19 protein-coding genes are annotated in these 24341 nt (G+C 69.6%); 12 read left to right on the plus strand and 7 right to left on the minus strand.

The genetic code is table 11. From position 1 onward, the window contains the following. The first annotated feature begins 11 nt into the window (after nt 1-11). Nucleotides 12-1550, plus strand: a complete 1539-nt coding sequence (locus LZ686_RS06535; RefSeq protein ID WP_349547318.1) for an AfsR/SARP family transcriptional regulator — start codon at nt 12-14, stop codon at nt 1548-1550. Here the strand turns inward: LZ686_RS06535 and LZ686_RS06540 are convergent. The 3 genes from LZ686_RS06540 to LZ686_RS06550 form a co-directional block, all read right to left on the minus strand. Continuing rightward, complete coding sequence (locus LZ686_RS06540) at nt 1547-2323, minus strand: 3'(2'),5'-bisphosphate nucleotidase CysQ (RefSeq protein WP_349547319.1); 777 nt, start codon at nt 2321-2323, stop codon at nt 1547-1549. The genes LZ686_RS06535 and LZ686_RS06540 overlap by 4 nt on opposite strands. Beyond that, complete coding sequence (locus LZ686_RS06545; RefSeq protein WP_349547320.1) at nt 2310-3671, minus strand: TldD/PmbA family protein; 1362 nt, start codon at nt 3669-3671, stop codon at nt 2310-2312. The genes LZ686_RS06540 and LZ686_RS06545 overlap by 14 nt, the downstream gene beginning before the upstream one ends. 66 nt (nt 3672-3737) lie before the next feature. Next, nucleotides 3738-5360, minus strand: a complete 1623-nt coding sequence (locus tag LZ686_RS06550) for a hypothetical protein (protein ID WP_349547321.1) — start codon at nt 5358-5360, stop codon at nt 3738-3740. Between the two features lie 75 nt (nt 5361-5435). Between LZ686_RS06550 and LZ686_RS06555 the strand changes: the two genes are divergently transcribed. From LZ686_RS06555 to LZ686_RS06570, 4 genes are all read left to right on the plus strand, one after another. Continuing rightward, nucleotides 5436-6062 carry an enoyl-CoA hydratase/isomerase family protein gene (locus LZ686_RS06555; RefSeq protein WP_349547322.1) on the plus strand — a complete coding sequence of 209 codons (627 nt, stop codon included), beginning with the start codon at nt 5436-5438 and terminating at the stop codon, nt 6060-6062. Between the two features lie 172 nt (nt 6063-6234). After that, on the plus strand, nt 6235-6990 hold the full coding sequence (locus tag LZ686_RS06560) for an amino acid ABC transporter substrate-binding protein (RefSeq protein WP_349547323.1): 756 nt from the start codon (nt 6235-6237) through the stop codon (nt 6988-6990). 1 nt (nt 6991) lies between these two features. Continuing rightward, entirely contained in the window at nt 6992-7666 is a 675-nt protein-coding gene (locus LZ686_RS06565; RefSeq protein WP_045981920.1) for an amino acid ABC transporter permease, read from the plus strand. After that, nucleotides 7663-8403, plus strand: a complete 741-nt coding sequence (locus LZ686_RS06570) for an amino acid ABC transporter ATP-binding protein (RefSeq protein WP_349547324.1) — start codon at nt 7663-7665, stop codon at nt 8401-8403. The genes LZ686_RS06565 and LZ686_RS06570 overlap by 4 nt, the downstream gene beginning before the upstream one ends. Here the strand turns inward: LZ686_RS06570 and LZ686_RS06575 are convergent, their stop codons facing one another. From LZ686_RS06575 to LZ686_RS06585, 3 genes are all read right to left on the minus strand, one after another. After that, nucleotides 8404-8826 (minus strand): hypothetical protein, encoded by a 423-nt coding sequence (locus tag LZ686_RS06575; protein ID WP_045981922.1) that lies wholly within the window; start codon nt 8824-8826, stop codon nt 8404-8406. 69 nt (nt 8827-8895) lie between these two features. Further along, nucleotides 8896-10308 carry an ATP-binding protein gene (locus LZ686_RS06580; RefSeq protein WP_349547325.1) on the minus strand — a complete coding sequence of 471 codons (1413 nt, stop codon included), beginning with the start codon at nt 10306-10308 and terminating at the stop codon, nt 8896-8898. Then, nucleotides 10295-10999, minus strand: a complete 705-nt coding sequence (locus LZ686_RS06585) for a response regulator transcription factor (protein ID WP_045981924.1) — start codon at nt 10997-10999, stop codon at nt 10295-10297. The genes LZ686_RS06580 and LZ686_RS06585 overlap by 14 nt, the downstream gene beginning before the upstream one ends. 181 nt (nt 11000-11180) lie before the next feature. On the opposite strand from LZ686_RS06585, the gene LZ686_RS06590 reads away from it, so the two are divergent. The 7 genes from LZ686_RS06590 to LZ686_RS06620 all read left to right on the plus strand — a co-directional run bounded on the left by LZ686_RS06590 (nt 11181) and on the right by LZ686_RS06620 (nt 22707). Beyond that, the gene (locus tag LZ686_RS06590) at nt 11181-12422 is read left to right on the plus strand and encodes an ABC transporter substrate-binding protein (protein WP_045981925.1); all 1242 of its coding nucleotides are present in this window, start codon (nt 11181-11183) and stop codon (nt 12420-12422) included. Nucleotides 12423-12488: 66 nt separating this feature from the next. Next, nucleotides 12489-13361, plus strand: coding sequence for a carbohydrate ABC transporter permease (locus LZ686_RS06595; RefSeq protein ID WP_045981926.1), 873 nt, complete (start codon nt 12489-12491; stop codon nt 13359-13361). Continuing rightward, nucleotides 13351-14205: a carbohydrate ABC transporter permease gene (locus LZ686_RS06600; protein ID WP_045981927.1), complete on the plus strand. Its 855-nt coding sequence runs from the start codon at nt 13351-13353 to the stop codon at nt 14203-14205. Before LZ686_RS06595 ends, LZ686_RS06600 begins: the two co-directional genes overlap by 11 nt. 3 nt (nt 14206-14208) lie before the next feature. Beyond that, nucleotides 14209-15315, plus strand: coding sequence for an ABC transporter ATP-binding protein (locus LZ686_RS06605; protein ID WP_045981928.1), 1107 nt, complete (start codon nt 14209-14211; stop codon nt 15313-15315). Nucleotides 15316-15329: 14 nt separating this feature from the next. Further along, complete coding sequence (locus tag LZ686_RS06610) at nt 15330-16256, plus strand: glucokinase (RefSeq protein ID WP_045981929.1); 927 nt, start codon at nt 15330-15332, stop codon at nt 16254-16256. 113 nt (nt 16257-16369) lie between these two features. After that, nucleotides 16370-18229, plus strand: coding sequence for an autotransporter assembly complex protein TamA (locus LZ686_RS06615; protein ID WP_349547326.1), 1860 nt, complete (start codon nt 16370-16372; stop codon nt 18227-18229). Next, nucleotides 18229-22707, plus strand: coding sequence for a translocation/assembly module TamB domain-containing protein (locus tag LZ686_RS06620; protein WP_349547327.1), 4479 nt, complete (start codon nt 18229-18231; stop codon nt 22705-22707). Before LZ686_RS06615 ends, LZ686_RS06620 begins: the two co-directional genes overlap by 1 nt. Here LZ686_RS06620 and LZ686_RS06625 read toward each other — a convergent pair whose 3' ends face one another. Then, nucleotides 22708-24300, minus strand: a complete 1593-nt coding sequence (locus LZ686_RS06625; RefSeq protein WP_349547328.1) for a PAS-domain containing protein — start codon at nt 24298-24300, stop codon at nt 22708-22710. Nucleotides 24301-24341 lie beyond the last annotated feature (41 nt).

Consider the following 24341-nt stretch of genomic DNA (forward strand, 5'->3'; position numbering starts at 1 on the left):
GGGACAACGCCATGGACCGTCTGACCCTGCACCTGATCGGTCCGGTCGAGATGACCGGCCCGGGCGACCGCCGTCTGACGCCGCGGGGCATGCGGGCCCGGGGGGCGCTGGCGGTTCTGGGCACGGCCCGGGGTCTGCGCGTCACGCGGGCGCGGCTGCAGGACCTGCTGTTCAGCGACCGCGACCCCGATCACGGCAATGCCAGCCTGCGCCAGCTGCTGAGAGAGATCCGCCAGGGCCTTGGCCCCGCCCGCGACGCGCTGGTCACGGGGCCGGGCTGGGTCGGGCTGGACCCCGACCGGGTGCAGGTGGATCTGGCCGCCCGTCCCGGTCCAGACGGCCAGGTGCCCGAATTCGCGGCCGACCTGGACATCCCCGACCCGGAGTTCGAGGACTGGCTGCGCGATGCGCGCCAGACCGCGGCCGCCCGTACGCCCCAGGTCGCCACGGCGGATGCGCTGCCCGACCTGCTGCTGTCCGATCCGGTGTCCATCGGGCAGGACGCGATGGTGCTTGCCACGATGATCCTGTCCGAGGCCGCGGGCAGGGCCGCAGACCTGCTGCCCATCGCGGTCCTTTCGCCGGGGACTGCGCCGCGGGGGGCCTATGTGCGGGTATCGTCGATGGCCAACGTGCGGGGCGGCGTCTTCAGCCTGCTGGTGCGGCTGATCCACCAGCCGTCGGGCCGGGTGATGTGGTCACAGCGGCTGACGGCGCCGCTGGCCGGCCTGGACGGACGGCTGGACGACCTGGCCGCGCGCTGTTGCCTGGGGATGCTGCAGGTGCTGGACCAGGGGCGGGCGCTTGGGGCGGCGATGGGAATCTCGTTCGCGGACGTGTTCAGCTTTTCCGCGTCCCGTCTGGCGCGCGCCGATCAGGTCCTGGCGCAGCTGGGCGACAGCATCACCCCGGCGGTGACCCTGTCGCTGCGCGCCTGGATCCGCACGACCCACGCCTTTGAACGTCTGACCCCCGATCCCCGCCAGGCGATCGCCGAGGCGGCAGAGCTTGCCGCCCGCGCCCGTCGGGCCGCGCCCTTCCACGCCACCGCCTTGGCCGTGCAATCGGTGGTCGAGGCCTATCTGGACCGCGACCAGATCGCCTTCGACCTGTCGCGCCAGGCCGTGCTGGCCGATCCGGGCAACCCCCTGGCGCGGCTGGCCCATTCCCGCGCGCTGGCCGGTGTCGACCGCTTTGCCGATTCCGCGGCGCAGGCGCGGGCCGGGCTGGACCAGGCGCTGTCCAGCCTGAACCCCGCCAATTGGCACTTGGGAATCGGGGTGGCGATGATGCGCGCGGGCGATCTGTCCGCCGCCACCCGCCACCTGGAGGCCGTGCACCGCTTTGCCCCCGACAACCGCCCTGCCCTGCGCTTCCTGGCCGCCCTGCGATACGCGCAGCGCGACGAGGAAGGCACCGTCCGCGCCCTGCTGGCCCTGCGCAGGCTGGAGCCGGATTTCAGCCTGGACCTGATGGGCAGCGACGGATATCCGGTGGACAGCCTGCGCAGGCTGGGCCTGCTGCAGGTCGCGGGATCACGGCTGATCTAGCGCAGCGCGGCCAGCAGCGCGCCGTGCAGGCGCGAGCCCGCCACGATCAGCCCGTCCACCTGCGCGGCCTCGCTGTTGAACCGCATCGGCTGGCCCCGCCGGTCGGTCACGCGGGCGCCCGCGCGTTCCGCGATCAGCGCCCCGGCGGCGATGTCCCATTCCCACGCCGCGCGCAGCGACAGCGCCGCGTCGAACCGTCCCTCGGCCGCAAGGCACAGCCGCCACGCCAGCGAAGACCGGAACTCGCGCCGAAATCCGGGCATGCCGCTGTGCCAGTTCGGCGCATCGGCCACCGCGCGATAGGTCAGCACCCGTGCGCCCTCGATCGCTGCATCGGTCGGGGCGATGGGGGCGCCGTTCAGCGTGGCGGGGCCGTCGACATGGGCGGCATAGGTCAGGTCCAGCACCGGCAGGTGGACGACCGCGGCCACGATCCGGTCGCCCCGTGCCACGGCCAGCGAATGGGAAAACCCCTCCTGCCCGTCGATGAAGGCGCGGGTGCCGTCGATCGGGTCGATGATGAAGCAATGTTCGGCGTCAAGGCGGGCGGGGTCGGCCTCTGATTCCTCGGACAGCCAGCCGTAATCGGGGCGCGCGGCGGTCAGGGTCGCGTGCAGGGCGTCGTTGACCGCCAGGTCGGCCTCGGTCACCGGGCCCGCGCCACCGCCCTTGTCCCAGGCCTGCGGATCGCGCCGCCAGAACTGCAGGGCGATCCGCCCCGCGTCCCGCGCGGCGGCGGTCAGCAGGTCCAGGTCGGCCTCAGCCCCCGGCAACGGTCATGCCCTGGACCAGCAGGCTGGGCACCTCGGTTCCGCGCCACGGCAGGGCGTCGTCGGCGGCCTCCAGCGTCATCAGCATGTCGCGCAGGTTGCCCGCGATGGTGCATTCGTTCACCGGCCAGGCGATGCGGCCATCCTGAACCCAGAACCCGGCCGCGCCGCGGGAATAATCGCCCGTGGTGCCATTCACCGACGCCCCCAGCATCGACGTCACGATCAGGCCGGTGCCCATCCGTTCGATCAGGTCCTGGCGGCTGACGCGACCCGGCGTCAGGATGACGTTGCTGTGGCTGGGGGACGGGCTGGAGGCCAGCCCCCGCGCCGCCGATGCGGTGCTGTCCATGCCCAGCTTGCGCGCCGTGGCCAGGTCCAGCGTCCAGCCCTGCAGCACGCCGTCGGCCACGATCATCCGCGCCCGCGTGGGCAGTCCCTCGGCATCGAAGGGGCGCGACGAGGGATAGCGCGGGCGCAGCGGATCCTCCGCCAGGTCCATGCCGGCGGGCAGGACGGGCTGGCCCAGGTCGCGCCGCATCCAGCTGGCCCCGCGCGCGATGGACGACCCGTTCACCGCCGACAGCAGATGGCCGATCAGCGAGGCCGACACGCGGCGGTCATAAAGGATGGGATAGGCGCCCGTCGGCGGCTTGCGCCCGCCTGCGCGGGCCAGCGTGCGTTCCGCGGCCAGGGCGCCGATCTCCTCGGGGGTGGGCAGGTCGGCAGCGAAGGTGCGGGATTCGCCCGCATAATCGCGCTCCATCCGCAGCCCCTCGCCGGTGATCGCCACGACCGACAGCGAATGCCCGGTCCGGGCATAGCCGCCCGAAAACCCGTTCGACGCGGCCAGCCACATGCGCCGCTGGCTGTAGCTGGCATTGGCCGCCTCGACCTGAGAGATCCCCGCCACGTCCAGCGCCGCGGCCTCGGCGCGCTGTGCCAGGTCCTGCAGGTGCTGGGGTTCGGGTTCCGGCGCGTCCTCGGCCAGTTCCAAGCCGGCGGCGTCGCGATGGCGCGCCAGCTGGCCGGGATCGGCCAGGCCCAGATGATCGTCCACCGGCGCCTCGCGCGCCATGGCGACGGCGCGGGCGGCCATCTCGACGATGGCGGCGTCGCGGTGGTCGGACGACGACACCGCCGCCTGGCGCCCGCCCACCAGCACGCGCAGCCCGATCTCCAGCCCTTCGGCGCGTTCGGCCTGTTCCAGCGCGCGGGCCCGCATGTCGATGCTGACGGACCGCCCGTCGACGGCCAGCGCGTCGGCCTGGTCGGCCCCGGCACGGCGCGCGGCATCGATCAGCGCCTCGGACAGGCGCTGAAGGCGAAGGGGGTCGGCGGCGTCGGTCATGCGGGCCTCACAGGCGAAAGGATCAGGCCGGGACGGATGCCCCGGCCCGCTGTCAAGGGATGCGGATCACTGGATCTGCTGGCCGTTGGCAAAGATCGCGCCACCCTCGCGGAACTCGATCTCGGTCTGCAGCTGGTCGGGGTTGCCCTCGACCGGGCGGGCGAACATCGCCATCATCATGCGCGGACCCATCAGCTGCTCCTGCGGCACAACGCCCATCGCGACCAGCGTGTCCAGCAGGCCGTTGATGCCACCAAACGTGCCCTCGATCTTGCCCAGGGGCTGGCTGGGATCCTCGCCGAAGGTCAGCGCACCGGACAGGTCGGCGGTGGCGCCCACGGCGTCCAGGGCCAGTTCCTTGATGGTCAGGCTGCGCGGCTGCAGGGGCATGGGCGCGGCGCCGTCCGGACCCGGCTCCACCGGCTGCGGAAAGTCGGGATCCATGAAGTTCTGCGTCAGCAGCGCCGTCCCTTCCAGGTCGATGGTCAGGCTGGCCGGATCGCGCGGCAGCGCCGCCTCGGGGTCCAGCGCCTGCCAGATCGCGTCGTCCAGCGTCAGCCCGTCCAGGACATAGGTCAGCGCAAAGGGCTGTTCCTGGTCGGATGCCACGATCGGCATGGCCAGCCGGAACCGGTTCTCCGCCGCGCCATAGGCGATCGGGAAGGGCATGTCCGTGGCGGTCAGGTTGGTCGTCATGTCCGTCAGCCCGCCTTCATAGGACAGGCCGTCCTTGGAGATGCCGACGGCCAGCGTGCCGCTTGCCGCCTGGAAGCTGCCTTCGGAATCGTTGCGGCTGCCATCCGCGGTCAGGGTGCTGGCGGTGAAGCTGCCGCTGGTCGCGCCCATCGCAAAGCTGCCCTTGCCGCCAAAGCCCGCCTGCAGCGCCTGCGTGGGCTGGCTGCCAAAGTTGACCTCGCCCGCAGGGCTGGTGCCGTCGCCCTGCATGGTCAGGTCGGCGATGGTGATCGTGGCCTGGAAATCGTCGGTCTCTGCGGTGGCGGCCGGGGCGTCGGGTGCCTCGGATGTCTCCGGCGCGTCGGTGGCGTCGGGCGCGGTCTCGGTTTCAGGCGCATCTGTGGCGGCAATCGACGGCCCCGAGGCGGTGATCTGCGCCTCCAGCGCATCGGCGCGACCCTCGAAGGTCTGGGTGCTGGCGCCGTCGGCGGCGGTGGTGACGGTCTGGCTGCCGGTGACGCCGGTCAGCGTGGCGGTCAGCGGAACCTCGTTCCGGTCGTCCAGCGCGCGGCCCGACATGGTCAGCGTGGGCATGGTCACGTCATGGGTCAGCGCTTCGGGCGTGCCCGAGCTGATCGTCTCGTTGCCGGGGGCGTCCATGGTCATGGAAAAGCCCACGGCCTCGTCGTCGCCCTCGGGCACGGCGCTGCTCTCCAGCGTCATCTGGCCGCCCACGACCGACCGCACGGTGCCGTCGCCGACCGCGGTCAGCACGATTTCGGGCAGGGTCAGGACCATGTCCGGGGCATCGGCCTCTCCGTCGACGGTCAGGACCACGTCGGTCAGGGTGATCGCTTCGTCCGAGGCATCCTCGGACCCGACCTGGACCGCATAGCCCATCTGTTCATAGCTGTCCTGCAGGCTCTGCCAGACTTCGGCGGGGGTGACGTCTGCAAGGGCCGGGCCCGCGCCCAGGATCAGCGCAAGCGCCGAGGTTGCAAGGGGACGGTTCATGGCGGATACCTTTCGCAAACCTGAAATCGGGGGGATTCCTGACACAGTGCCGCCGAAAGGGAAAGGGAACAAGTCGTGATCCGCAGCCACCACCGGGACGGCCTGTCCCTGCTGACGATCGACCGCCCCGACAAGGCGAACGCCCTGACCGCCGACATGCTGCGCGACCTGCGCGCGGGTGTGGCGCAGGCCTTGGACGGCGGCGCGCGGGCGCTGATCCTGACCGGGGCGGGCCGGGTCTTTTCGGCCGGCGCGGACCTGGACCAGGCCCGCGCCGGCCTGGCCACGGCCCCTGAATGGGAGGATCTGTCCGCCGCGCTGGCCGCCCTGCCCTGCCTGACCGTCGCCGCGCTGAACGGGTCGCTGGCCGGGGGCGCCTTCGGAATGGCGCTGGCCTGCGACATCCGCCTGGCGGTGCCCGATGCAAGGTTCTTCTATCCGGTGATGCGGCTGGGCTTTCTGCCGCAGCCAAGCGACCCGGCGCGCCTCGTGGCGCTGGTGGGGCCCGCGCGGGCGCGGATGATCCTGATGGCCGGCGCCCGGATCGACGCGCCCGAGGCGCTGGCCTGGGGCCTGGTCGACCGCATCCTGCCTGCGCCCGACCTGATGGACGCCGCGCGCGCCCTGGCCACCGATGCCCTGGCCGCCGACCCCGCCCATGTCGCCACGATCAAGGCGATGACGCGGCCTTCGCGCGCTTGATCGCGGTCCCCGGACCCGTCATGGAACGAAGTTCCCCGCCCGCCGTTGCGCCAGCAGGGCTTGTTCCGCGGTGCTGCGGCCTGCCGCATCTTTGTCCTTTTCTGCCACCGCCCCGCTTGCGGATCGCATTGCCAGATCGCAGGTAACGTCCAAGAACCTATGGAGATTTCCCGTGCGCACGCTTGTCCTGACCGCCGCCCTTGCCCTGACCACCGCCCTGCCCGCCGCGGCCGACACGATCCGCGTCGGCATGTCCGGCGGCTATTTCCCCTTTACCTTCACCCGTGCGGATGAACTGCAGGGCTTCGAGGTGGATTTCCTGAACGCCATCGCCGAAGAGACCGGCGACGAGGTCGAATTCGTCACGATGTCCTTTTCGGGCCTGATCGGCGCGCTGGAATCGAACCGCATCGACACCATCGCCAACCAGATCACCATCACCCCCGAACGCGAGGCGGCATTCGCCTTTACCCAGCCCTATGTCTATGACGGCGCCCAGATCGTCACGCGCGAGGGCAACCCGGCCGCGATCGAGGGGCCGGACAGCCTGGACGGCAAGACCGTCGCGGTGAACCTGGGATCGAACTTCGAACAGCTGCTGCGCGAACTGCCCAATGCCGACCAGATCGACATCCGCACCTATGAAAGCAACATCGAACAGGACACGGCGCTGGGCCGGGTCGATGCCTTCGTCATGGACCGCGTGTCCTCGGCCCAGGTGATCGCCCAGAGCCCGCTCCCGCTGGAACTGGCCGGAGAGCCCTTCTCGGAGATCAGGAACGCCCTGCCCTTCCGCAACGACGAGGCCGGTCAGGCGCTGCGCGACCGCGTTGACGCGGCCATCACCACCCTGAAGGAGGACGGCACCCTGGCCGAAATCTCTCAGAAATGGCTGGATGCCGACGTGACGCAGCCCGTGTCCCAGTAACATGCGGCCTCTGGACACCGCCTACATGTGGGACCTGGTCCCGGTCATCGCCGGCTATGTGCCGCTGACGCTGTTCATGGCGATCGTCGCGATGGTGGCGGCGCTGACCCTGGGGTCGGCGCTGGCCATCGTACGCGTGCTGCGCGTGCCGGTCCTGGACCGCATCGTGGCGGTGTTCATCAGCTTCTTCCGCGGCACGCCGCTGCTGGTGCAGCTGTTCCTTTTCTATTTCGGCCTGCCCCAGATCGTGCCGGCGATGACCGGCATCGACGGCGTCACCGCCGCGATCATCGGCCTGACGCTGCATTTCTCGGCCTATATGGCCGAAAGCATCCGCGGCGCCATCCTGGGCGTCGACCGCAGCCAGTGGGAGGCCGCAGCCTCCATCGGCATGACCCAAGGACAGCTTCTGCGCCGGATCATCCTGCCCCAGGCCGCGCGGACCGCGGCGCCGACGCTGATGAACTATTTCATCGACATGATCAAAAGCACCTCGCTGGCCTTCACCTTGGGGGTGACCGAGATGATGGGCGCCGCCCAGAAGGAGGCCGCAGGCAGCTTTCTGTACCTGGAGGCGTTCCTGGTGGTCGCGCTGTTCTATTGGGTGATCGTCGAAACCCTGTCGGTCGGCCAGCGCCGGCTGGAATCCAGCCTTGGAAAGGCCGTCGCGCGATGAGCTGTCAGATCGAGATCACCGGACTCGTCAAGCGCTTTGGCGACAACACCGTCTTGGACGGCATCGACCTGTGCCTGGAGCCGGGGGAACGCGTGGCGATCATCGGGCCGTCCGGGACAGGAAAATCGACCCTGCTGCGCTGCATGAACTGGCTGGACACGCCCGATCAGGGCACGATCCGCATGGGCGACGTGACGGTCGATGCCGCACGCGCGACCAAGGCGCAGATCCTGGGCCTGCGGCGGCGGACGGGGTTCGTGTTCCAAAACTATGCGCTGTTCGCCAACAAGACCGCCCGCGGGAACATCACCGAGGGGCTGACCACCGTGCGCGGATGGCCCGCCGACAAGGCGCGGGCGCGGGCGGATGACATTCTGGCTCAGATCGGCTTGGCGGATCGGGGCGACAGCTATCCGGCGGCCATGTCCGGCGGTCAGCAGCAGCGCGTCGGTATCGGTCGCGCAATGGCGTTGGACGCGGACCTGATGCTGTTCGACGAACCGACCAGCGCGTTGGACCCCGAATGGGTGGGCGAGGTTCTGGACCTGATCCGCCGCATCGCCGACGGACGCCAGACCATGCTGATCGTGACCCATGAAATGCAGTTTGCCCGCGAAATCGCGGACAGGGTGGTCTTCATGGAAGGTGGGCGCATCGTGGAACAGGGGCCGCCCGCGCAGATTTTCGGCAACCCGCAGGACGACCGCACACGGGCCTTCCTGCGTCGCGTGGGCTGATTACAGCCCTGCGACCTGGAAATAGGCCTGCGTGCTGCGGTCATCGCTGAAGCCGATGCCGCTGGCGATGATGCAGCTGGTCTGATCATCGCGCGGCGCGACCAGTGTCCATGTCCCCAGCTGATCGGACCCCCACAGCTGCGTGCCTTGCACGCCGGTCATGTCGACGGGATGTTCCGCGAAATCCTGTTCCAGCGTCGCGGCGATTTCCGCATCATCGGCGCAATAGGGCTGGTCGTCGACGGCCATTTCCGAAACCGGCATGGTCTGGATGTCCTCCAGCAGGGCGGCAGGCTCGATGCCCTGCATCGCGCTCCAGCCCTGAACCGGCTGGTTGGGGCTGGCCGACAATGCCGGCGTGACGCTGAGCAGCGCCACGACGCCGGCGCAGCCAAGGCGGGTGATGCGGTCTGCACGGGTCATGATGATAGCCTTTCTTGCGAATTCCCCAACAAAACGCGGTTTTGTTCGCAAGAGTTCCGTCGGCCCGTCTTACGCCCAGCTGCGCGCCAGTGCCAGGCGGGCCTCCAGCCCCTGCGGCGCGCGGTGGAATTCCAGCCGTCCGCCATGCTGCGCGGCGATGGTCGACACGATGGCCAGGCCCAGCCCGACGCCGCTGGCGGTGCCGGCATTCTCTCCGCGCTGAAAGGCCCCGGTCAGGCGCGCCAGGTCGTCCTCGGTCAGGACCGATCCGCGGTCGGTGACCGAGATCCAGGCCTCGTCCGCGTCGCCGCCGGTCAGCACCTGCGCCTCGCGCCCGTATTTCAACGCGTTGTCGATGAGGTTGGACAACGCGCGGCGCAGCGCGGTGGGCTGGCCGCGCATCAGCAGGGCGTGGCTGTCCACCGTCGGACGGCTGGTGGTTCGTGAAAACAGCGTGCCGGCGCGGGCAGGAGGCAGCGATGACTGGCGCAGCGTCACGGGCAGGCCCACGTCCTGGTAATCGGCCACGACCGCCTCGGCCAGGGATGTCAGGGACAGCTGGCGGAACGGTTCGGCCCCGATCTCGGCGCGGGTATAGGTCAGGACGCCGTCGATCATCGTCGTCATCTCGTCGATGTCGCGGTCCAGGCGGTCGCGCAGGGCGGCATCCTCGATCATCGCGCTGCGCAGGCGCAGACGGGTGGCGGGGGTGCCCAGGTCGTGGCTGACCCCCGACAGGACCAGGGCCCGGTTCTCGAGCGCGGCGCGGTCCTGTGCGACATAGGCGTTCACGGCCTCGGCGGTCTGGCGCAGCTCGATCACGCCGCCGACGGGCAGGGCGGCGGTGCGGGCGCGGTGATCGCGCAGCGCGGCCGCAAAGGCGGTGAACGCCCCCGCGACCCCCGCCACCCAGCCCAGCAGCAGGGCCAGCGCCCCCAGGGCCAGCGCCCCGGCCAGAAGGCGGCGGTCGGGCGGCGCGGCCTGGCAGCCCCAGACGGGCGCACCGTCCACGCGGATCCATGGGCCGGTGTCCTGCTGCACGAACAGCCGCGGCTCGCTGCAGAACCGCGCCAGGGTGCGTGTGATCGAGGCCAGGCCCGCGGCCTGGCTGCCGCCGCCGACGGACTGCACCTCGGCCGCGGGATAGGTCAGGTCGGGCGACTGGATGCGCACCGACAGCCGCGCGCCCTGCGACAGGTCGGGCCTGCCGCCGCCGGTCAGGGTGATCACCGTCTGCCGCCAGCCGGGCGGCAGGTCGGGCGCGGCGCGCAGCTGGACCTGGGACAGGCCCTGGGGCAGGGCGCTGCCCGCCTCCAGGCTGTCGGCCAGCGCCAGACCGGCGATATAGGCGCGGTTCAGATGCGCGTCCCAGGCCGCGTCGCTGGCGGTCCACAGCCAGACCGACCCGCCGCCCGCCAGCATCGCCAGCACGACCCACAGGCTTGCCATCACCCGCAGCGACAGGCGGTCAGTCAGCGTCACGCGCGACCTCGGCCGACAGCACATAGCCCAGCCCGCGTTCGGTCCGGATCAGCGCCGGGTCGGTCTTCTGGCGCAGGCGGCCGACCAGCATGTCGATCGCGCGCCCCTCGGCCGCCTCGTCGTCGTCCAGCGCGGCGGCGATCTCGTCGCGGGTCAGGGGGATCAGCGGATTGGCCAGGAACACCCGCAGCAGCGCGGTTTCGCGTGACGACAGGCTGACCTGCCAGCCGCCGGGGGCGGTCACCTCGTCGCGCCGCGCGTCATAGCGCCAGCCCGCGAACCGCAGCACGCTGTCGCGCTTGCGGTGCGACAGGCTGGGCGCGCGGCCCGCGCGGCGCAGCACCGCCCGGATGCGCGCCAGCAGCAGGTCGGGGTTGAAGGGCTTGGCGATATAGTCGTCCGCACCGACCTCGTAGCCGGCCATGCGCTGGTGGTCGGCGGACAGGGCGCTGACCATGATGATGGGCACGTCCTGCGCCTCGCGGATCTCGGCGCAGATCGCCACGCCGTCGTCATCGCCCAGGGACACGTCCAGCAGGATCAGGTCCACCCGGCCGCCGCGCAGCGCGGCCAGTGCGGTCGCGCGGCTGTCGGCGCGCGTCACGTGCAGGCCGTGGCGCTGCAGATAGGCGGCCAGCATGGCGGCCATGTCGGCGTCATCCTCGACCAGCAGAAGGCGGTGCAGGCTCATCAACGGTCCTCCGATCCGTGATCTAGCATCGCAGGGAGGGGTTACGTAACAGTTTGTAACGTAACGCTGCGAAAACTGCTGGACGCATGGCTGCACTGCGTTGCGGACATGACTGGGCTTGCGGCATGATCGACCCACACGCGGATCACCGAATCCGCGCGGGATAGATCTGGGAGGATCCATGAACATCAAATCCGTTCTGGCGGCTTCGACCGCCGTGATGCTGGCTGCGCCGGCGATGGCCGAACCCACCGCAGAGGTGCTGCACTGGTGGACATCCGGCGGCGAGGCGAAATCGGTCGCCGTCCTGCAGGAGCAGTTCGCGGCCGAGGGCGGCACCTGGACCGACATGCCCGTGGCCGGCGGCGGCGGTGACGCCGCGATGACGGCGCTGCGCGCCCGTGTGCTGGCCGGCAACGCGCCGACCGCCGTGCAGCTGAAGGGCCCCGCGATCCAGGAATGGTACGAAGAGACCGGCCTGGCCGACATCGGCACCGTTGCCGAGGAGAACGGCTGGGCGGACGTGCTGCCCGCGCAGATCGCCGCCCACATGAAGTGCGAGGACCAGTGGTGCGCCGCACCGGTGAACGTCCACCGCGTGAACTGGATCTGGGGGAACAAGCAGATCCTGGACGAGAACGGCATCGAGATGCCGACGACCTGGGAAGAGTTCAACGCCGCGGCCGAAAAGCTGCAGGCCGCGGGCATCACGCCCCTGGCCCATGGCGGTCAGAACTGGCAGGACGCGACCATCTTCGAGACGGTCGTTCTGGGCCTGGGCGGGCCGGAATTCTATCAGCAGGCGCTGGTCGATCTGGACCCCGAGGCGCTGACCTCGGACACGATGAAGCAGGTCTTCGACCAGATGCGGACCATCCGCGGCTTTGTCGACGACAACTTCTCGGGTCGTGACTGGAACCTGGCCACGGCCATGGTCATGAACAACGAGGCCGCCTTCCAGATCATGGGCGACTGGGCCAAGGGAGAGTTCCTGGCCGCCGGCAAGCAGCCGGGCGTCGACTTCGTCTGCGCGCCCACCCCGGGCGAGGGCTTCCTCTACAACGTCGACAGCTTCGCCTTCTTCGAGCTGGACGGCGAGGACAAGCAGCAGGGCCAGGCCCTTCTGGCCAGCCTGATCATGGGCCCGGACTTCCAGAAGACGTTCAACCTGAACAAGGGCTCGATCCCGGCCCGCACCGACGTGGCGCTGGACGACTTCGACGACTGCGCCAAGCAGTCGAACGCCGACATGACCGCGGATGCGGAAAACGGCTCCCTGCTGCCCAGCTATGCGCATGGCATGGCACTGCGCGGCGCGCCGGCCGGTGCGATCACCGACGTGGTGACCGCGCATTTCAACAGCGACATGTCGTCGGACGACGCCGTGGCGCAACTGGCCGACGCCGTCGCCAACGCGATGTGATCACGGCCTGACGACCCCGCGCCCCGGATCGCGGGCGCGGGGTTTTTCTTTGGGGGTTTACCGGAAATGGAATGGCTTGAACGCAACGTGCCCAAGGTCGTCTTGGCGCCGTCCTTCGTGGCGATCCTGGTCTTTGTCTATGGCTTCATCGCCTGGACGGCCTGGATCAGCTTCACCCGCTCGCGGCTGATGCCGCGCTATGAACTGGACGGTATCACGCAATATCAGCGGCTGTTCGACGCCCCCCGCTGGGACGTGGCGATGAACAACCTGTTCATCTTCGGCGCCCTGTTCATCGTCATCTCGATGGCGATCGGGCTGATGCTGGCGATCTTCCTGGACCAGAAGATCCGGGCCGAGGGCGTCCTGCGCACCATCTATCTCTATCCCATGGCGCTGTCGCTGATCGTGACGGGCACCGCCTGGAAATGGATCCTGAACCCGGGCCTGGGCATCCAGCAGGCGATCCGCGGCTGGGGGTTCGAGAATTTCACCTTCGACTGGCTGATCAAGCCCGAAATGGCGATCTATACCGTCGTGCTGGCGGCCGTCTGGCAGGCATCCGGGTTCGTGATGGCGCTGTTCCTGGCCGGACTGCGCTCGGTGGACACCGAGATCATCCGCGCGGCCCAGGTCGACGGCATTCCCACGCACCGCATCTATTCCGCGATCATCATCCCGACGATGGCGCCGATCTTCCTGTCGGCCTTCATCGTGCTGGCGCACCTGGCGATCAAGGCGTTCGACCTGGTCATCGCGCTGACTGGCGGCGGACCCGGCTATGCCACCGACCTGCCCGCGACCTACATGTACGCCATGGCGTTTTCGCGCGGCGACCTGGGGCAGGCGGCATCCAGCGCCATGATCATGATGATGGTCATCTTCGCCATCGTGGTTCCCTATCTCTACAGCGAATTGAGGCCGCGCCATGACAAGTAAGACCGTGCTGCGGTGGGGCCTGTACGGGATCCTGATCCTGTTCGCCCTGTTCTATCTGATGCCGCTGTTCGTCATGCTGACGACATCGCTGAAATCCTTGGAGGAGATCCGCACCGGCAGCCTGCTGGCCCTGCCGCGAGAGATCACCTTCGCCCCCTGGGCCGAGGCCTGGTCGTCCGCCTGCGCCGGCACCCAGTGCGAGGGCCTGCGCCCGTTCTTCTGGAACAGCGTCCTGATGGCCGTGCCCGCGGTGATGATCTCGACCATCATCGGCGCGCTGAACGGCTATGTCTTCGCCCAGTGGCGGTTCCGCGGCGCGAACCTGTTCTTTGCCGCGATCCTGTTCGGCTGCTTCATCCCGTTCCAGGTGGTGCTGCTGCCGATGGCGCAGATGCTGGGCCTGATGGGTCTTGCGGGCACCATCCCGGGGCTGATCTTCGTCCACGTGATCTATGGCCTGGGCTTCACCACGCTGTTCTTCCGCAACTACTATGTCACCATCCCGCAGGAACTGGTGCGCGCGGCCAAGGTCGACGGGGCAGGGTTCTTCCGCATCTTCTGGTCGATCTTCCTGCCGATCTCGCTGCCGATCATCACCGTGTCGGTCATCTGGCAGTTCACGCAGATCTGGAACGACTTCCTGTTCGGCGTCAGCTTCAGCGGGGCCGGGTCGCAGCCCGTGACCGTTGCCCTGAACAACATCGTCAACTCCACCACCGGCGTAAAAGCCTACAACGTGGACATGGCCGCGGCGATCATCGCCGCCCTGCCCACGCTGCTGGTCTATGTCGTCGCCGGCAAATACTTCATCCGCGGCCTGACCGCCGGCAGCGTCAAGGGATAAGCCATGCCCATTCTGGAAATCGACCACCTGCAGAAAGCCTATGGCGACACCCATATTCTGCACGACATCAACATCAGCATCGACGAGGGCGACTTCCTGGTGCTGGTCGGCCCGTCGGGCTGCGGCAAGTCCACGCTGCTGAACTGCATCGCGGGGCTGGAGCCGATCACCGGCGGCGCCATCCGCATCGCCGACCGCGACGTGACGGGCGTCAGCCCCAAGGACCGCGACATCGCGATGGTGTTCCAGTCCTACGCGCTCTACCCGACGATGTCGGTCGCCAAGAACATCACCTTCGGCATGAAGGTGCGCGGCGTCGACAAGGCGACCCAGGCCACCAAGCTGGCCGAGGTGTCGCGCCAGCTGCAGATCGAGCCGCTTCTGGACCGCAAGCCGGGCCAGCTGTCGGGCGGCCAGCGCCAGCGCGTCGCCATGGGTCGCGCCCTGGTCCGCGACCCCGCGCTGTTCCTGTTCGACGAACCGCTGTCCAACCTGGACGCGAAGCTGCGCGTGTCCATGCGGACCGAGATCAAGAAGCTGCACCAGGACCTGAACGCATCCATCGTCTATGTCACCCATGACCAGATCGAGGCGATGACGCTGGCCACCAAGATCGTCGTCATGAAGGGCGGCGTGATCCAGCAGATCGGCACCCCGGCCGAGATCTACAACAAGCCCGCCAACATGTTCGTGGCCGATTTCATGGGCAGCCCGGCGATGAACCTGATCCCGGCCCGCGTCCGGTCCGAGGCGGGCCAGACCCGGATCGAGATCGACCGCCCCGGCGACACGCCGCTGGTCATCACCGACCCGGTGGCCCGCGACCTGCCCGACCAGATCGTCCTGGGCGTGCGCCCCGAGGACATCCACGAGGCGACGGGCAACGCCCATCTGCCCGGAACCGCGCAGGGTGCAGGCGGCGACGTGATGATCGAGATCGTCGAGCCGGCGGGTGCCGACACCTTCGCCGTCACCCATCTGGGCGGCAAGGCTGTCACCGCGCGGCTGCGCGCGGAAAGCGCCGTCCGGGCGCGCCAGCCGTTTCCGCTGGCATTCGACCTCTCGAAAGTGTCGTACTTCTCGCCTAAGGACGGGGAACGGCTGAACTGAGAAGGGGTGACAGCATGGCGATGCTTCTGGGCGATGTGGGCGGAACCAATGCGCGGATGGCGATCGCGCGCAACGGGTCCATCGACGCCGGCACGGTCACCCGCTTCAAGGGCGACGACTTTGCCAGCTTCGACGACGTGGTGCGCCAGTTCATGGCGGAACAGCACCAGCCCAACATCTCGTCCATGTGCATCGCCGTGGCGGGACCGGTCAGCGGCGGACGCGCGCGGCTGACCAACCGCGACTGGTCCTTTGACGAGGACAACCTGGCGCGGCTGACCGATGCCGACCAGGTGCGGCTGATCAACGACCTGTCGGCGCTTGGCTATTCCACCCCGTCGCTGGCGGGCGAACAGCTGGGCACGCTGCGCGCGGCCCCCGTGACCCGCGCCCGTAACGGGCAGGCGCTGGTCGTGGGCCTGGGCACCGGCTTCAACGTCTGCGCGGTGCGCGTGCTGCCCGGCGGCGCGATCACCGTCCTCGAGGCCGAGGAGGGGCACACCCATCTGCCCGCCAACATCATGGCCCGCCTGCAGGACCGCGTCGGCACCGACGCCGCGGCCGGCTTCTTCTCGACCGAGGAGACGTTCGCGGGCCGCGGCCTGTCGCGCCTGCACGCCGCGATGACCGGCACCGCCCCCATGCGCAGCGAGGACGTCGCCCGCGCCGCCGAGGCGGGCGATCCGGCGGCCGTCGCGACCTATGACCTGTTCGCCGAACTGGTCGGGCTGTTGTGCCGCGAACTGTCGCTGCGCTTCATGCCGCTGGAGGGGCTGTTCCTGGCCGGCAGCGTGGGCCGCAGCATCGCCGACCGGATGGCGCTGTTCGAACCGGCCTTCCTGGCGGAAAGCCACATGCGCCATATCCCTGAAAACACGCCGGTCTTTCTGATCCGTGACGACATGGCGGCGCTGCACGGCTGCCTGGCGGCCCTGAGCTAGGCTTCGCCGGTCCCGCAAAGGTTAACTGCCAATCCGGGAAAATCCCCAAAGATTGCTGGATTCGCCCCGTCGATCCTGTTTGAATTGCCGCAAGCAAAAAGACGGGGCAGGCGATGCGGGCATATCTTAGGGCGATCCTGGTGGCAGGGACGGCGCTTGGCGTGGCGGGTGCCGCGATGGCGCAAAGCAGCTCCCCGTTCTCGGGCCTGTTCGGCGGCAGCAGCGAATCCGAGGGGCCCGTCGCGCTGGACGTGCAGGTCGCCGGCGGGGACGAGGGGCTGACCCGCCAGATCCGCCAGTCGCTGCTGCTGACCGGCGCGCTGAACGAGGATCGCACCACCGGACAGGACGTGCTGGCGGCTGCGCGCGGCGATTACGCCCGCATCCTGGGCCTGCTGTACGATCAGGGGTTCTACGATGGCGCCGTGACCATCACCCTGGATGGGGTCGAGGCCGCCGAGGTGGCGCCCCTGGACGCGCCCGCCCAGGTGTCCCGTGTCGTCGTGACCGTCGATCCCGGCCCGGTCTTCCGCTTCTCGCGCGCCCAGATCGCCCCGGTGGCCCCCGAAACCGACATCCCGACCGAATACGCCGTGGGCGAAGTCGCGGGCACCGGCGTCATGCGCAGCACGGCGTTGGCCGGGGTCGACGGCTGGCGCGCCTATGGCCATGCCAAGGCCGACATCGCCGACCAGCAGATCGTGGCCGATCACGACGCCGATCAGGTCGACAGCCGCATCGCCCTGTCGCCCGGCCCCGCCGTCACCTTCGGGCGCATGGCCGTCAGCGGCAACCAGCGCCTGAACGAACGCCGCCTGCGCAAGATCGCCGGTTTCCCCGAGGGAGAGCGTTTCGACCCCGAAGAGCTGGAGACCGTCCGCCAGCGCCTGCGCCGCACCGGCGTCTTTTCCGCCATCACTTTGCAGGAGGCCGAGACCCTCAGCCCCGGCGACACGCTGGACGTGGATCTGGCGGTGGTCGAACAGGCGCCCCGCCGCATCGGCGCGGGGTTCGAGATCTCGACCATCGACGGGGCGCTGGTGTCGGCCTATTGGATGCACCGCAACCTGCTGGGCGGGGGCGAACGCCTGCGCATCGATGGGCGCATCAAGGATATCGGGTCGGAAACCAGCGACCGCGACGACGAGTTGACCGTCCGCCTGGAACGCCCCGCCACGATCACCGCCGATACCACCGCCTATGTCGAGGCCGAGGTCGCGCAGATGCGCGAGGAGGATTACGACGAGGATCTGGCCACCCTGGGTTTCGGTCTGAACCACATCTTCAGCGACCGCCTGACCGCCGACGCGGCGCTGGAATATCAGTATTCGCGCGTCTTCGATGCCAACGGGCGCACCGACTTCAAGGTCCTGGCCCTGCCGATGGACGTGATCTGGGACCGTCGAGAGGATCAGAACAACGCCAAGCGCGGCTTCTATCTGTCGGCCGAGGTGACCCCCTTCAGCGGCTTCGAGGATACCAGTTCCGGCATGCGCGCCCTTGCCGAGGGCCGGGCCTTCCGGTCATTCGGCGCGGATGACCGGTTCACCCTGGCGGGCCGGGCGCGGGCGGGGTCGGTGTTCGGCGGCGACCTGGCGACGACGCCGCGCAACTATCTGTTCTTTTCGGGCGGAGGCGGCACCGTGCGCGGCCATCCCTATCAGTCCCTGGGGGTCGAAGAGATCGCAGGCCCCGACGGGCCGATCAAGACCGGTGGCCTGTCGGTCGCCAGCGCCACCGCAGAGGCGCGTTTCCAAGTGCGCGAAAAGATCGGCCTGGTGGCCTTTGCCGATTACGGCCAGGTTTGGTCGGGCGATGCCTTCGGCGGCGAAAGCGACGACCATGCGGGCGCAGGTCTGGGCGTGCGGTACGACACCCCGATCGGGCCGCTGCGGTTCGACGTGGCCGGGCCGGTCAGCGGCGATACCGGCAGCGGCGTGCAACTTTACCTTGGATTGGGACAGGCATTCTGATGCGCAGTTTCTGGATCACCGCCTTTGCCGTCCTGTTTCCGATGGCCGTTCTGGGCCAAAGCGCCGCCGAAATCAGCGCCGAGGCCGACAGCGACCGCGGCTTTCTGACCGGCCTGTTGGAAAGCAACTTGTCCGGAGACGGTCGGGAAGTCGTGATCGAGGGGTTCCAGGGCGCCCTGTCGTCGCGCGCGACCTTTACCGAACTGCGCATCTCGGACGAGGATGGCGCCTATCTGACCCTGCGCAACGGCGCGATCCAATGGAACCGCAGCGCCCTGCTGCGCCGCCGGATCGAGATTGCGGAACTGTCCGCGGCCGAGATCCTGCTGCCCCGCCTGCCCCAGGCCGAGGAGACGGCCGTGCAGGCCGAGGCACCGGTCTTTGCCCTGCCGGAACTGCCCGTGTCGCTGAACATCGAACAGATCCGCGCCGAACGCGTGGTGCTGGGCGAACCCGTGATCGGGGTCGAGGCCGCGCTGAGCATCGCCGGCGGCATCAGCCTGGAGGGCGGCGAGGGCACGGCCCAGCTGACCATCGACCGCCTGGACGGCCCGCGCGGACAGTTCGTGCTGGACGCGGGCTATGGCAACGAGACGCAGATCCTGCGCCTGAACCTGGGCCTGGACGAGGCCGCCGACGGCCTGCTGGCGAACCTGGTCGGCATCTATGACAAGCCCGCCCTGACCGCCCAGATCAGCGGCGAGGGCCAGATCCGCGATTTCGCGGCCGACATCCGGCTGGCCACCAACGGTCAGCCCCGCATCACCGGCCAGGTCAGCGCCAATGGCGAGACCGGCGCCGATGGGACCCCCGGCACCGGATTCCGGTTCCAGCTGGGTGGCGATGTCGCGCCGCTGCTGCGACCGCAGGACCGGGCCTTCTTTGGGCAGGACACCCAGCTGCTGGCCGAAGGCTGGCGGGCCGAGACTGGCCGCCTGGACATTCCGCGTCTGGACATCCGCACCGAGGCGCTGCGCATTGCCGGGTCGCTGTCGACGAACGACCAGTCCGCGCCCCAGCAGGCCAACCTGCAGGTGATGCTGGGCCGCGACGCGGGCGCCCCGCAGGTGCCCGTCCCGCTGCCCTTCGCGGGCGAGGGGGCGACGGTGGATTCCGGGCGGCTGACCTTTGACTATGACGCGGCGCAAAGCGACGGTTGGCGCCTGGACGGGGGCATCGGCGCGCTGAACCTGGACGGGGTGGCGCTTGGCGCGCTGGACCTGGCCGGGCGCGGCCAGATCTTCCTGGACGAGGGCGCCCTGTCCGAGGTCATCGGCGCCATCGACTTTGCCGCCCGCGATCTGGATTTCGACGACGCATCCCTGGCCGAGGCCGTGGGCACGCAGATCGAGGGGCGGACCGGGTTCAACTTTACCCCCGGCAACGCGGTCGACATCACCAACCTGCGGGTCCGCGGCGCGGATTACGGTCTGGACGGCAACTTCCTGGTCTCGGGCCTGGGCAGCGGCATCACGCTGTCGGTGGATGCAGGTGCCCGGTATACCGATCTGACGCGCCTGTCGGGCGTCGCGGGCCGGCCGCTGACCGGCAGCGCGGATGCCACGGTCGAGGGCTATTACGTCCTGCTGAACCGCAGCTTCGACATCGACGCGCGCGTGTCGGGCCGCGACATCGCGCTGGACCAGCCGCAGCTGGACCGGCTTCTGGACGGCGAATCCACGATCCTGCTGCAGGCGCGCCGCGACGAGCTGGGCCTTGAGGTCGAGGATTTCCGCGTCAACGCCAGCCGCCTGACCGCGACCGCGCAGGGCCTGATCAACTCGACCTCCAGCAATCTGCGCGCGCAGGTGTCCATGCCGTCGCTGGCGGATGCCGGCCCCGAACTGGGCGGGTCGCTGGAGGCCACGGCCGAGGTCACCGGACCGCAGAACCAGCGCCGCCTGACCCTGAACGGGCAGGCCCAGGATCTGCGCATCGGCATCGAGGCGCTGGACAATGCGCTGAGCGGGCAGACCGAGCTGACCGCCAGCGCCCTGCAGACGGCGCAGGGCTTTCAGCTGGAGGATTTCCGGCTGGCCAACCCGCAGCTGAGCGCGGATGCGCAGGGCAGCTTTGCCCAGGGCGCGCTGGACGCCGTCGCGCAGGTGGCGGTCGTTGACCTGTCCTCGATCCGCGCCGATTGGGCGGGCGGGTTTCAGGCCCGCGCCACGCTGCGCGAGGAGGATGGCGCAAGGCTGATCGACGTCACGGGCAGCGGGCAGGACCTGTCCCTGGGCGCGACGGGGGCGGATGGCGCGCTGACCGGGACGACCCAGCTGGCGCTGCAGGCGTCGGAACGCGACGGGGTCGTGACGATCACCGAGGGCCGGCTGACCAATGACCAGATGCGCGCGGTGGTGCAGGGAACCTATGGTCCGGGCGTCACCGATCTGACCGGCGACGTGAACGTCGCGTCGTTGGCGCCCTTCGGGCCGGGGTGGCGCGGCAGCCTGCAGGCGCAGGGCAGCTTTGCCGAGGCCGGTGACGGCATCCGCAGGCTGGCCGTGACCGGGACCGGGCGCGACCTGTCCTTCGGTCAGGCGCAGGTGGACGGCGCCCTTGCGGGCGAGACGCGCCTGTCCGTGACCGGCACCGAACAGGGCGGCATCTTCACCATCGACACCGCGCAGGTCGAAAACCCGCGCCTGTCGGCCAGTGCCACGGGCCAGGTCGGCGCCGGGGCGACCGATGTCGCAGCCACGCTGAACGCGGGCGATCTGCGGTTCCTGGGCAACGGCATCAGCGGCGCGGTCCAGGCCGACGCGCGGCTGACCGATGACGGCACCACGCGCCGGATCGAGACCACCGGAACCGCCAGCGGCCTGTCCCTGGGCCAGCCGCGGATCGATCCGATCCTGGCAGGGCAGACCCGGTTCGATGTGGCCGCCAGCCAGGGGGCGCAGGGCATCTCGGTCCAGCGGCTGAACGTGACCAACCCGCAACTGCAGGTGACCGCGGACGGGGCGCCCGCGACGGGCATCAACCTGAACGCGCGGCTGGCCGATCTGGGACTGATCGTCCCCGAATTTCCGGGCGCCGTCGCGGTGACCGGAACCGTGCGCGAGGAGGGCCCGTCCTTTGCGGTCGACCTGCGCGCCACCGCGCCGGGCAGCACCGACCTGCGCATCGCGGGCACCGCCGCCCGCGACGGATCGACCGTCGATCTGGGCGTCAATGGCAGCGCGGATTCCGCGCTGGCCAACACGACCCTGCGGACCCGCAGCGTGTCGGGCCCGCTGGCGATCAACCTGCGTGTCCAGGGCGCCCCGTCGCTGCAGGCGGTGTCGGGACAGGTGCAGCTGACGAACGGCCAGCTGGCCGATCCGGGCCTGGGCGTGCGGCTGGACGGGATCGACGTCACCGCCGGGTTCCAGTCGGGGCGGCTGCAGATCGACGGGGCGGCCAACGTCTCGGCCGGGGGGCGGGTGACGCTGTCCGGGCCGGTGGACCTGACGAACGGGGCGACCGACATCTCGGTCGCGCTGGCGCAGGTCGTGCTGCGCGACCCGAACCTGTACCAGACGATCATCGACGGGCAGGTCCGCTTCAGCGGAACGGCCGCGACTGGCCAGACCCTGTCCGGCCGCATCGACCTGGGTGAGACCGAGATCCGAATCCCCTCGACCGGCCTGGGCGGCGCGCGGGCGATCCCCGACATCACCCATGTCGGCAACCAGCGCCCGCCGGTCCGCGCCACGCGCGCCAAGGCCGGGCTGGAGCCCTATCCCAGCCAGGCCTCGCGCGACGCGGGCATGTCGGGGCCGCCGGCCACGCCGGGACGGCCGCCGGCGCTGGACTTGGTCATCAATGCGCCCAACCGGGTGTTCATCCGCGGCCGCGGGATCGACGCGGAACTGGGCGGCGGCTTCCGCATCCAGGGCACCGCCCGCAACGCGATCCCCATCGGCAACCTGCAGCTGATCCGCGGCCGGGTCGACCTGCTGGGCAGTCGCTTCAACCTGACCGAGGGTCTGGTCGAGCTGCAGGGCAGCCTGATCCCCGTCATCCGCCTGGTCGCCGAGACCGAGCGCGACGAGATCACCACCCGCATCATCATCGACGGAGAGGTCCGCGACCCTGACATCACCTTCGAATCCTCTCCGGAACTGCCGCAGGAGGAGGTGCTGTCCCAGCTGCTGTTCGGGCGGGGGCTGGACAGCATCAGCCCGCTTCAGGCGGCACAGCTGGCCAATGCCATCGCGGTGCTGGCCGGGCGCGGCGGCGACGGGATCATCAGCAACCTGCGCGAAAGCGCGGGCCTGGACGACCTGGACCTGACGACCGACGACGAAGGCAACATCGAACTTCGTGCCGGACGCTATCTGTCCGAGAACGTCTATACCGACGTCTCGGTGGGCGAGGGGGGGCGGTCGTCGATCAACCTGAACCTGGACATCACGCAGTCGCTGCGGGCGCGGGGATCGGTGGGCAGCGACGGCGGCAGCTCGCTTGGGGTGTTCTTCGAGCGCGACTACTGATCAGTCGGCGCCGATCGCGCTGGACAGGGGGCGCGTGTCCTGGGGCAGGCCCTGGGACATCACCTGTCCCGAGGCGATGCCGAAACGCAGCATCCGCCGCCCGCCCGACAGGATGGTGACGGTCCAGCCCAGCAGCTGGCCCTGGGGGCCGGCCATCGCGCCGCTGGCCCGCGGGGCATCGGCATGGTTCAGCGCGTCGCGCATTGCCGCAAAGCCCCGCCCGGCGGGGGCCGCGGCCTCCCAGGTGGCGATGGCATCGGCCAGGCTTTCGGGCGGCGCGCCCCACAAGCCGCGATAGGCCTGGTTCGACAGGACCAGCTGGCCTGCGTCCGAAAAGACCACCAGCCCGTCCTCCAGCCCGTCCAGGACATGCGCGCCCAGCAGCAGCTCTGCCCGGAATTCGCGGGTCAGCGACATCTCGGACGTGATGTTCTCGAACAGGAAGGCCACCGCGCCGTCGGGATGGGGGCGGCCGGTCACGCGATAGGTCTGCCCGCCCGGCAGGGACCATGTCTCGACGTGGTGGCCGTTGGCGGCCGCGCTTTCCAGATTGGCCATGTGCTGTCGCCAGCTGCGATAGTCCTTGGGTTCGGGCACCATGCGCTGTTCGCGCAGCTGGTCCAGGAAATCGAACAGCGACGGCCGCGCGGTCAGGAAGCCCGTCGGCAGGTTCGTCAGGTCGATCAGCGCCGGGTTGAACAGCTGCAGGTTCCGGCCCTGGTCGAAGATCGCCAGCCCGATCGGCAGGTCGGCGAATGTCTTGGTCAGGGTCTGGACGAAATCGCGCAGGCTGCGTTCGGCGCGCACGGCGGCGTCCGCGGGCAGGGCGAACATCATCACCTCGTCGCCCATGCGGTGGCTGTGACAGTCGTACCAGGACACCGCGCCCTGATCCTCCAGTCCGGCGCGGCGGGTGGCGGTGCCCGCACCCGGCACGGGGCGCGGCGCGTCCAGCAGGCGGGGCAGGGGCCAACCGAGCGCCTCGTCGGACCGGGCCTCGGCACGGCGCAGATAGGCGGCGTTGGCCCAGGTTACGCGGTCCTCCTCATCCAGGCGCCAGACCAGCATCGGCGTCTGGTCCAGCGCGCCGCGCAGCAGGTCCAGCTCTTCCTCCATAGCCTGCAGGGACATCGAATCGACCACGATGCCCGCATGTTCGGCACCCGGATCGGTGACGCTGACGCGCCACAGCCGGTCGCCCAGATCCTCGGCCACAAGGCGCAGGGTGGCGCTGCCCCGCCCCTGCTGGCCCACCAGCTCGATCCGGCCAAGGCGAGGCAGCATGGACAGGCGGTCGGGCGCGTCGGGAAAGCGCGGTCCGATCCAGCGCATCAGGCGCAGCCAGTCGTCATCCGGCGCGCCCATCCGGTCCAGCAGCGCGCGGGCCGGCGCGGTCGCGTCGACCAGGCGCGCGGCGCGGAACAGGAACACCATCGGCTGCACCTTGCCGTCCAGCGCGTGCCCCGCCCGTGCCGCGCGGCCCTGGCCCGGTTGTCGGCGGTCCCAGACCCGGATCACCGCCACCGCCAGAAGAACCGACGCCGTCCCGCACAGGACCGCCATCGCCACAAGACCTGCACCCTGAATGTCCACTACCGACGCCCCCTTCCGTTCGATGGGACCATAATCCGGGC

This window comes from Paracoccus sp. NFXS7, from assembly GCF_040148865.1.
Classification (GTDB): domain Bacteria; phylum Pseudomonadota; class Alphaproteobacteria; order Rhodobacterales; family Rhodobacteraceae; genus Paracoccus; species Paracoccus marcusii.

What these genes read in the sequence shown, in the direction of transcription:
- LZ686_RS06595 (WP_045981926.1), top strand. Translation starts at nt 12,489, where the DNA reads ATGGAATGGCTTGAACGCAACGTGCCCAAGGTCGTCTTGGCGCCGTCC.
- LZ686_RS06575 (WP_045981922.1), bottom strand. Translation starts at nt 8,826, where the DNA reads ATGACCCGTGCAGACCGCATCACCCGCCTTGGCTGCGCCGGCGTCGTG.
- LZ686_RS06570 (WP_349547324.1), top strand. Translation starts at nt 7,663, where the DNA reads ATGAGCTGTCAGATCGAGATCACCGGACTCGTCAAGCGCTTTGGCGAC.
- LZ686_RS06565 (WP_045981920.1), top strand. Translation starts at nt 6,992, where the DNA reads ATGCGGCCTCTGGACACCGCCTACATGTGGGACCTGGTCCCGGTCATC.
- LZ686_RS06605 (WP_045981928.1), top strand. Translation starts at nt 14,209, where the DNA reads ATGCCCATTCTGGAAATCGACCACCTGCAGAAAGCCTATGGCGACACC.
- LZ686_RS06585 (WP_045981924.1), bottom strand. Translation starts at nt 10,999, where the DNA reads ATGAGCCTGCACCGCCTTCTGCTGGTCGAGGATGACGCCGACATGGCC.
- LZ686_RS06545 (WP_349547320.1), bottom strand. Translation starts at nt 3,671, where the DNA reads ATGACCGACGCCGCCGACCCCCTTCGCCTTCAGCGCCTGTCCGAGGCG.
- LZ686_RS06535 (WP_349547318.1), top strand. Translation starts at nt 12, where the DNA reads ATGGACCGTCTGACCCTGCACCTGATCGGTCCGGTCGAGATGACCGGC.
- LZ686_RS06615 (WP_349547326.1), top strand. Translation starts at nt 16,370, where the DNA reads ATGCGGGCATATCTTAGGGCGATCCTGGTGGCAGGGACGGCGCTTGGC.
- LZ686_RS06620 (WP_349547327.1), top strand. Translation starts at nt 18,229, where the DNA reads ATGCGCAGTTTCTGGATCACCGCCTTTGCCGTCCTGTTTCCGATGGCC.
- LZ686_RS06550 (WP_349547321.1), bottom strand. Translation starts at nt 5,360, where the DNA reads ATGAACCGTCCCCTTGCAACCTCGGCGCTTGCGCTGATCCTGGGCGCG.
- LZ686_RS06600 (WP_045981927.1), top strand. Translation starts at nt 13,351, where the DNA reads ATGACAAGTAAGACCGTGCTGCGGTGGGGCCTGTACGGGATCCTGATC.
- LZ686_RS06590 (WP_045981925.1), top strand. Translation starts at nt 11,181, where the DNA reads ATGAACATCAAATCCGTTCTGGCGGCTTCGACCGCCGTGATGCTGGCT.
- LZ686_RS06610 (WP_045981929.1), top strand. Translation starts at nt 15,330, where the DNA reads ATGGCGATGCTTCTGGGCGATGTGGGCGGAACCAATGCGCGGATGGCG.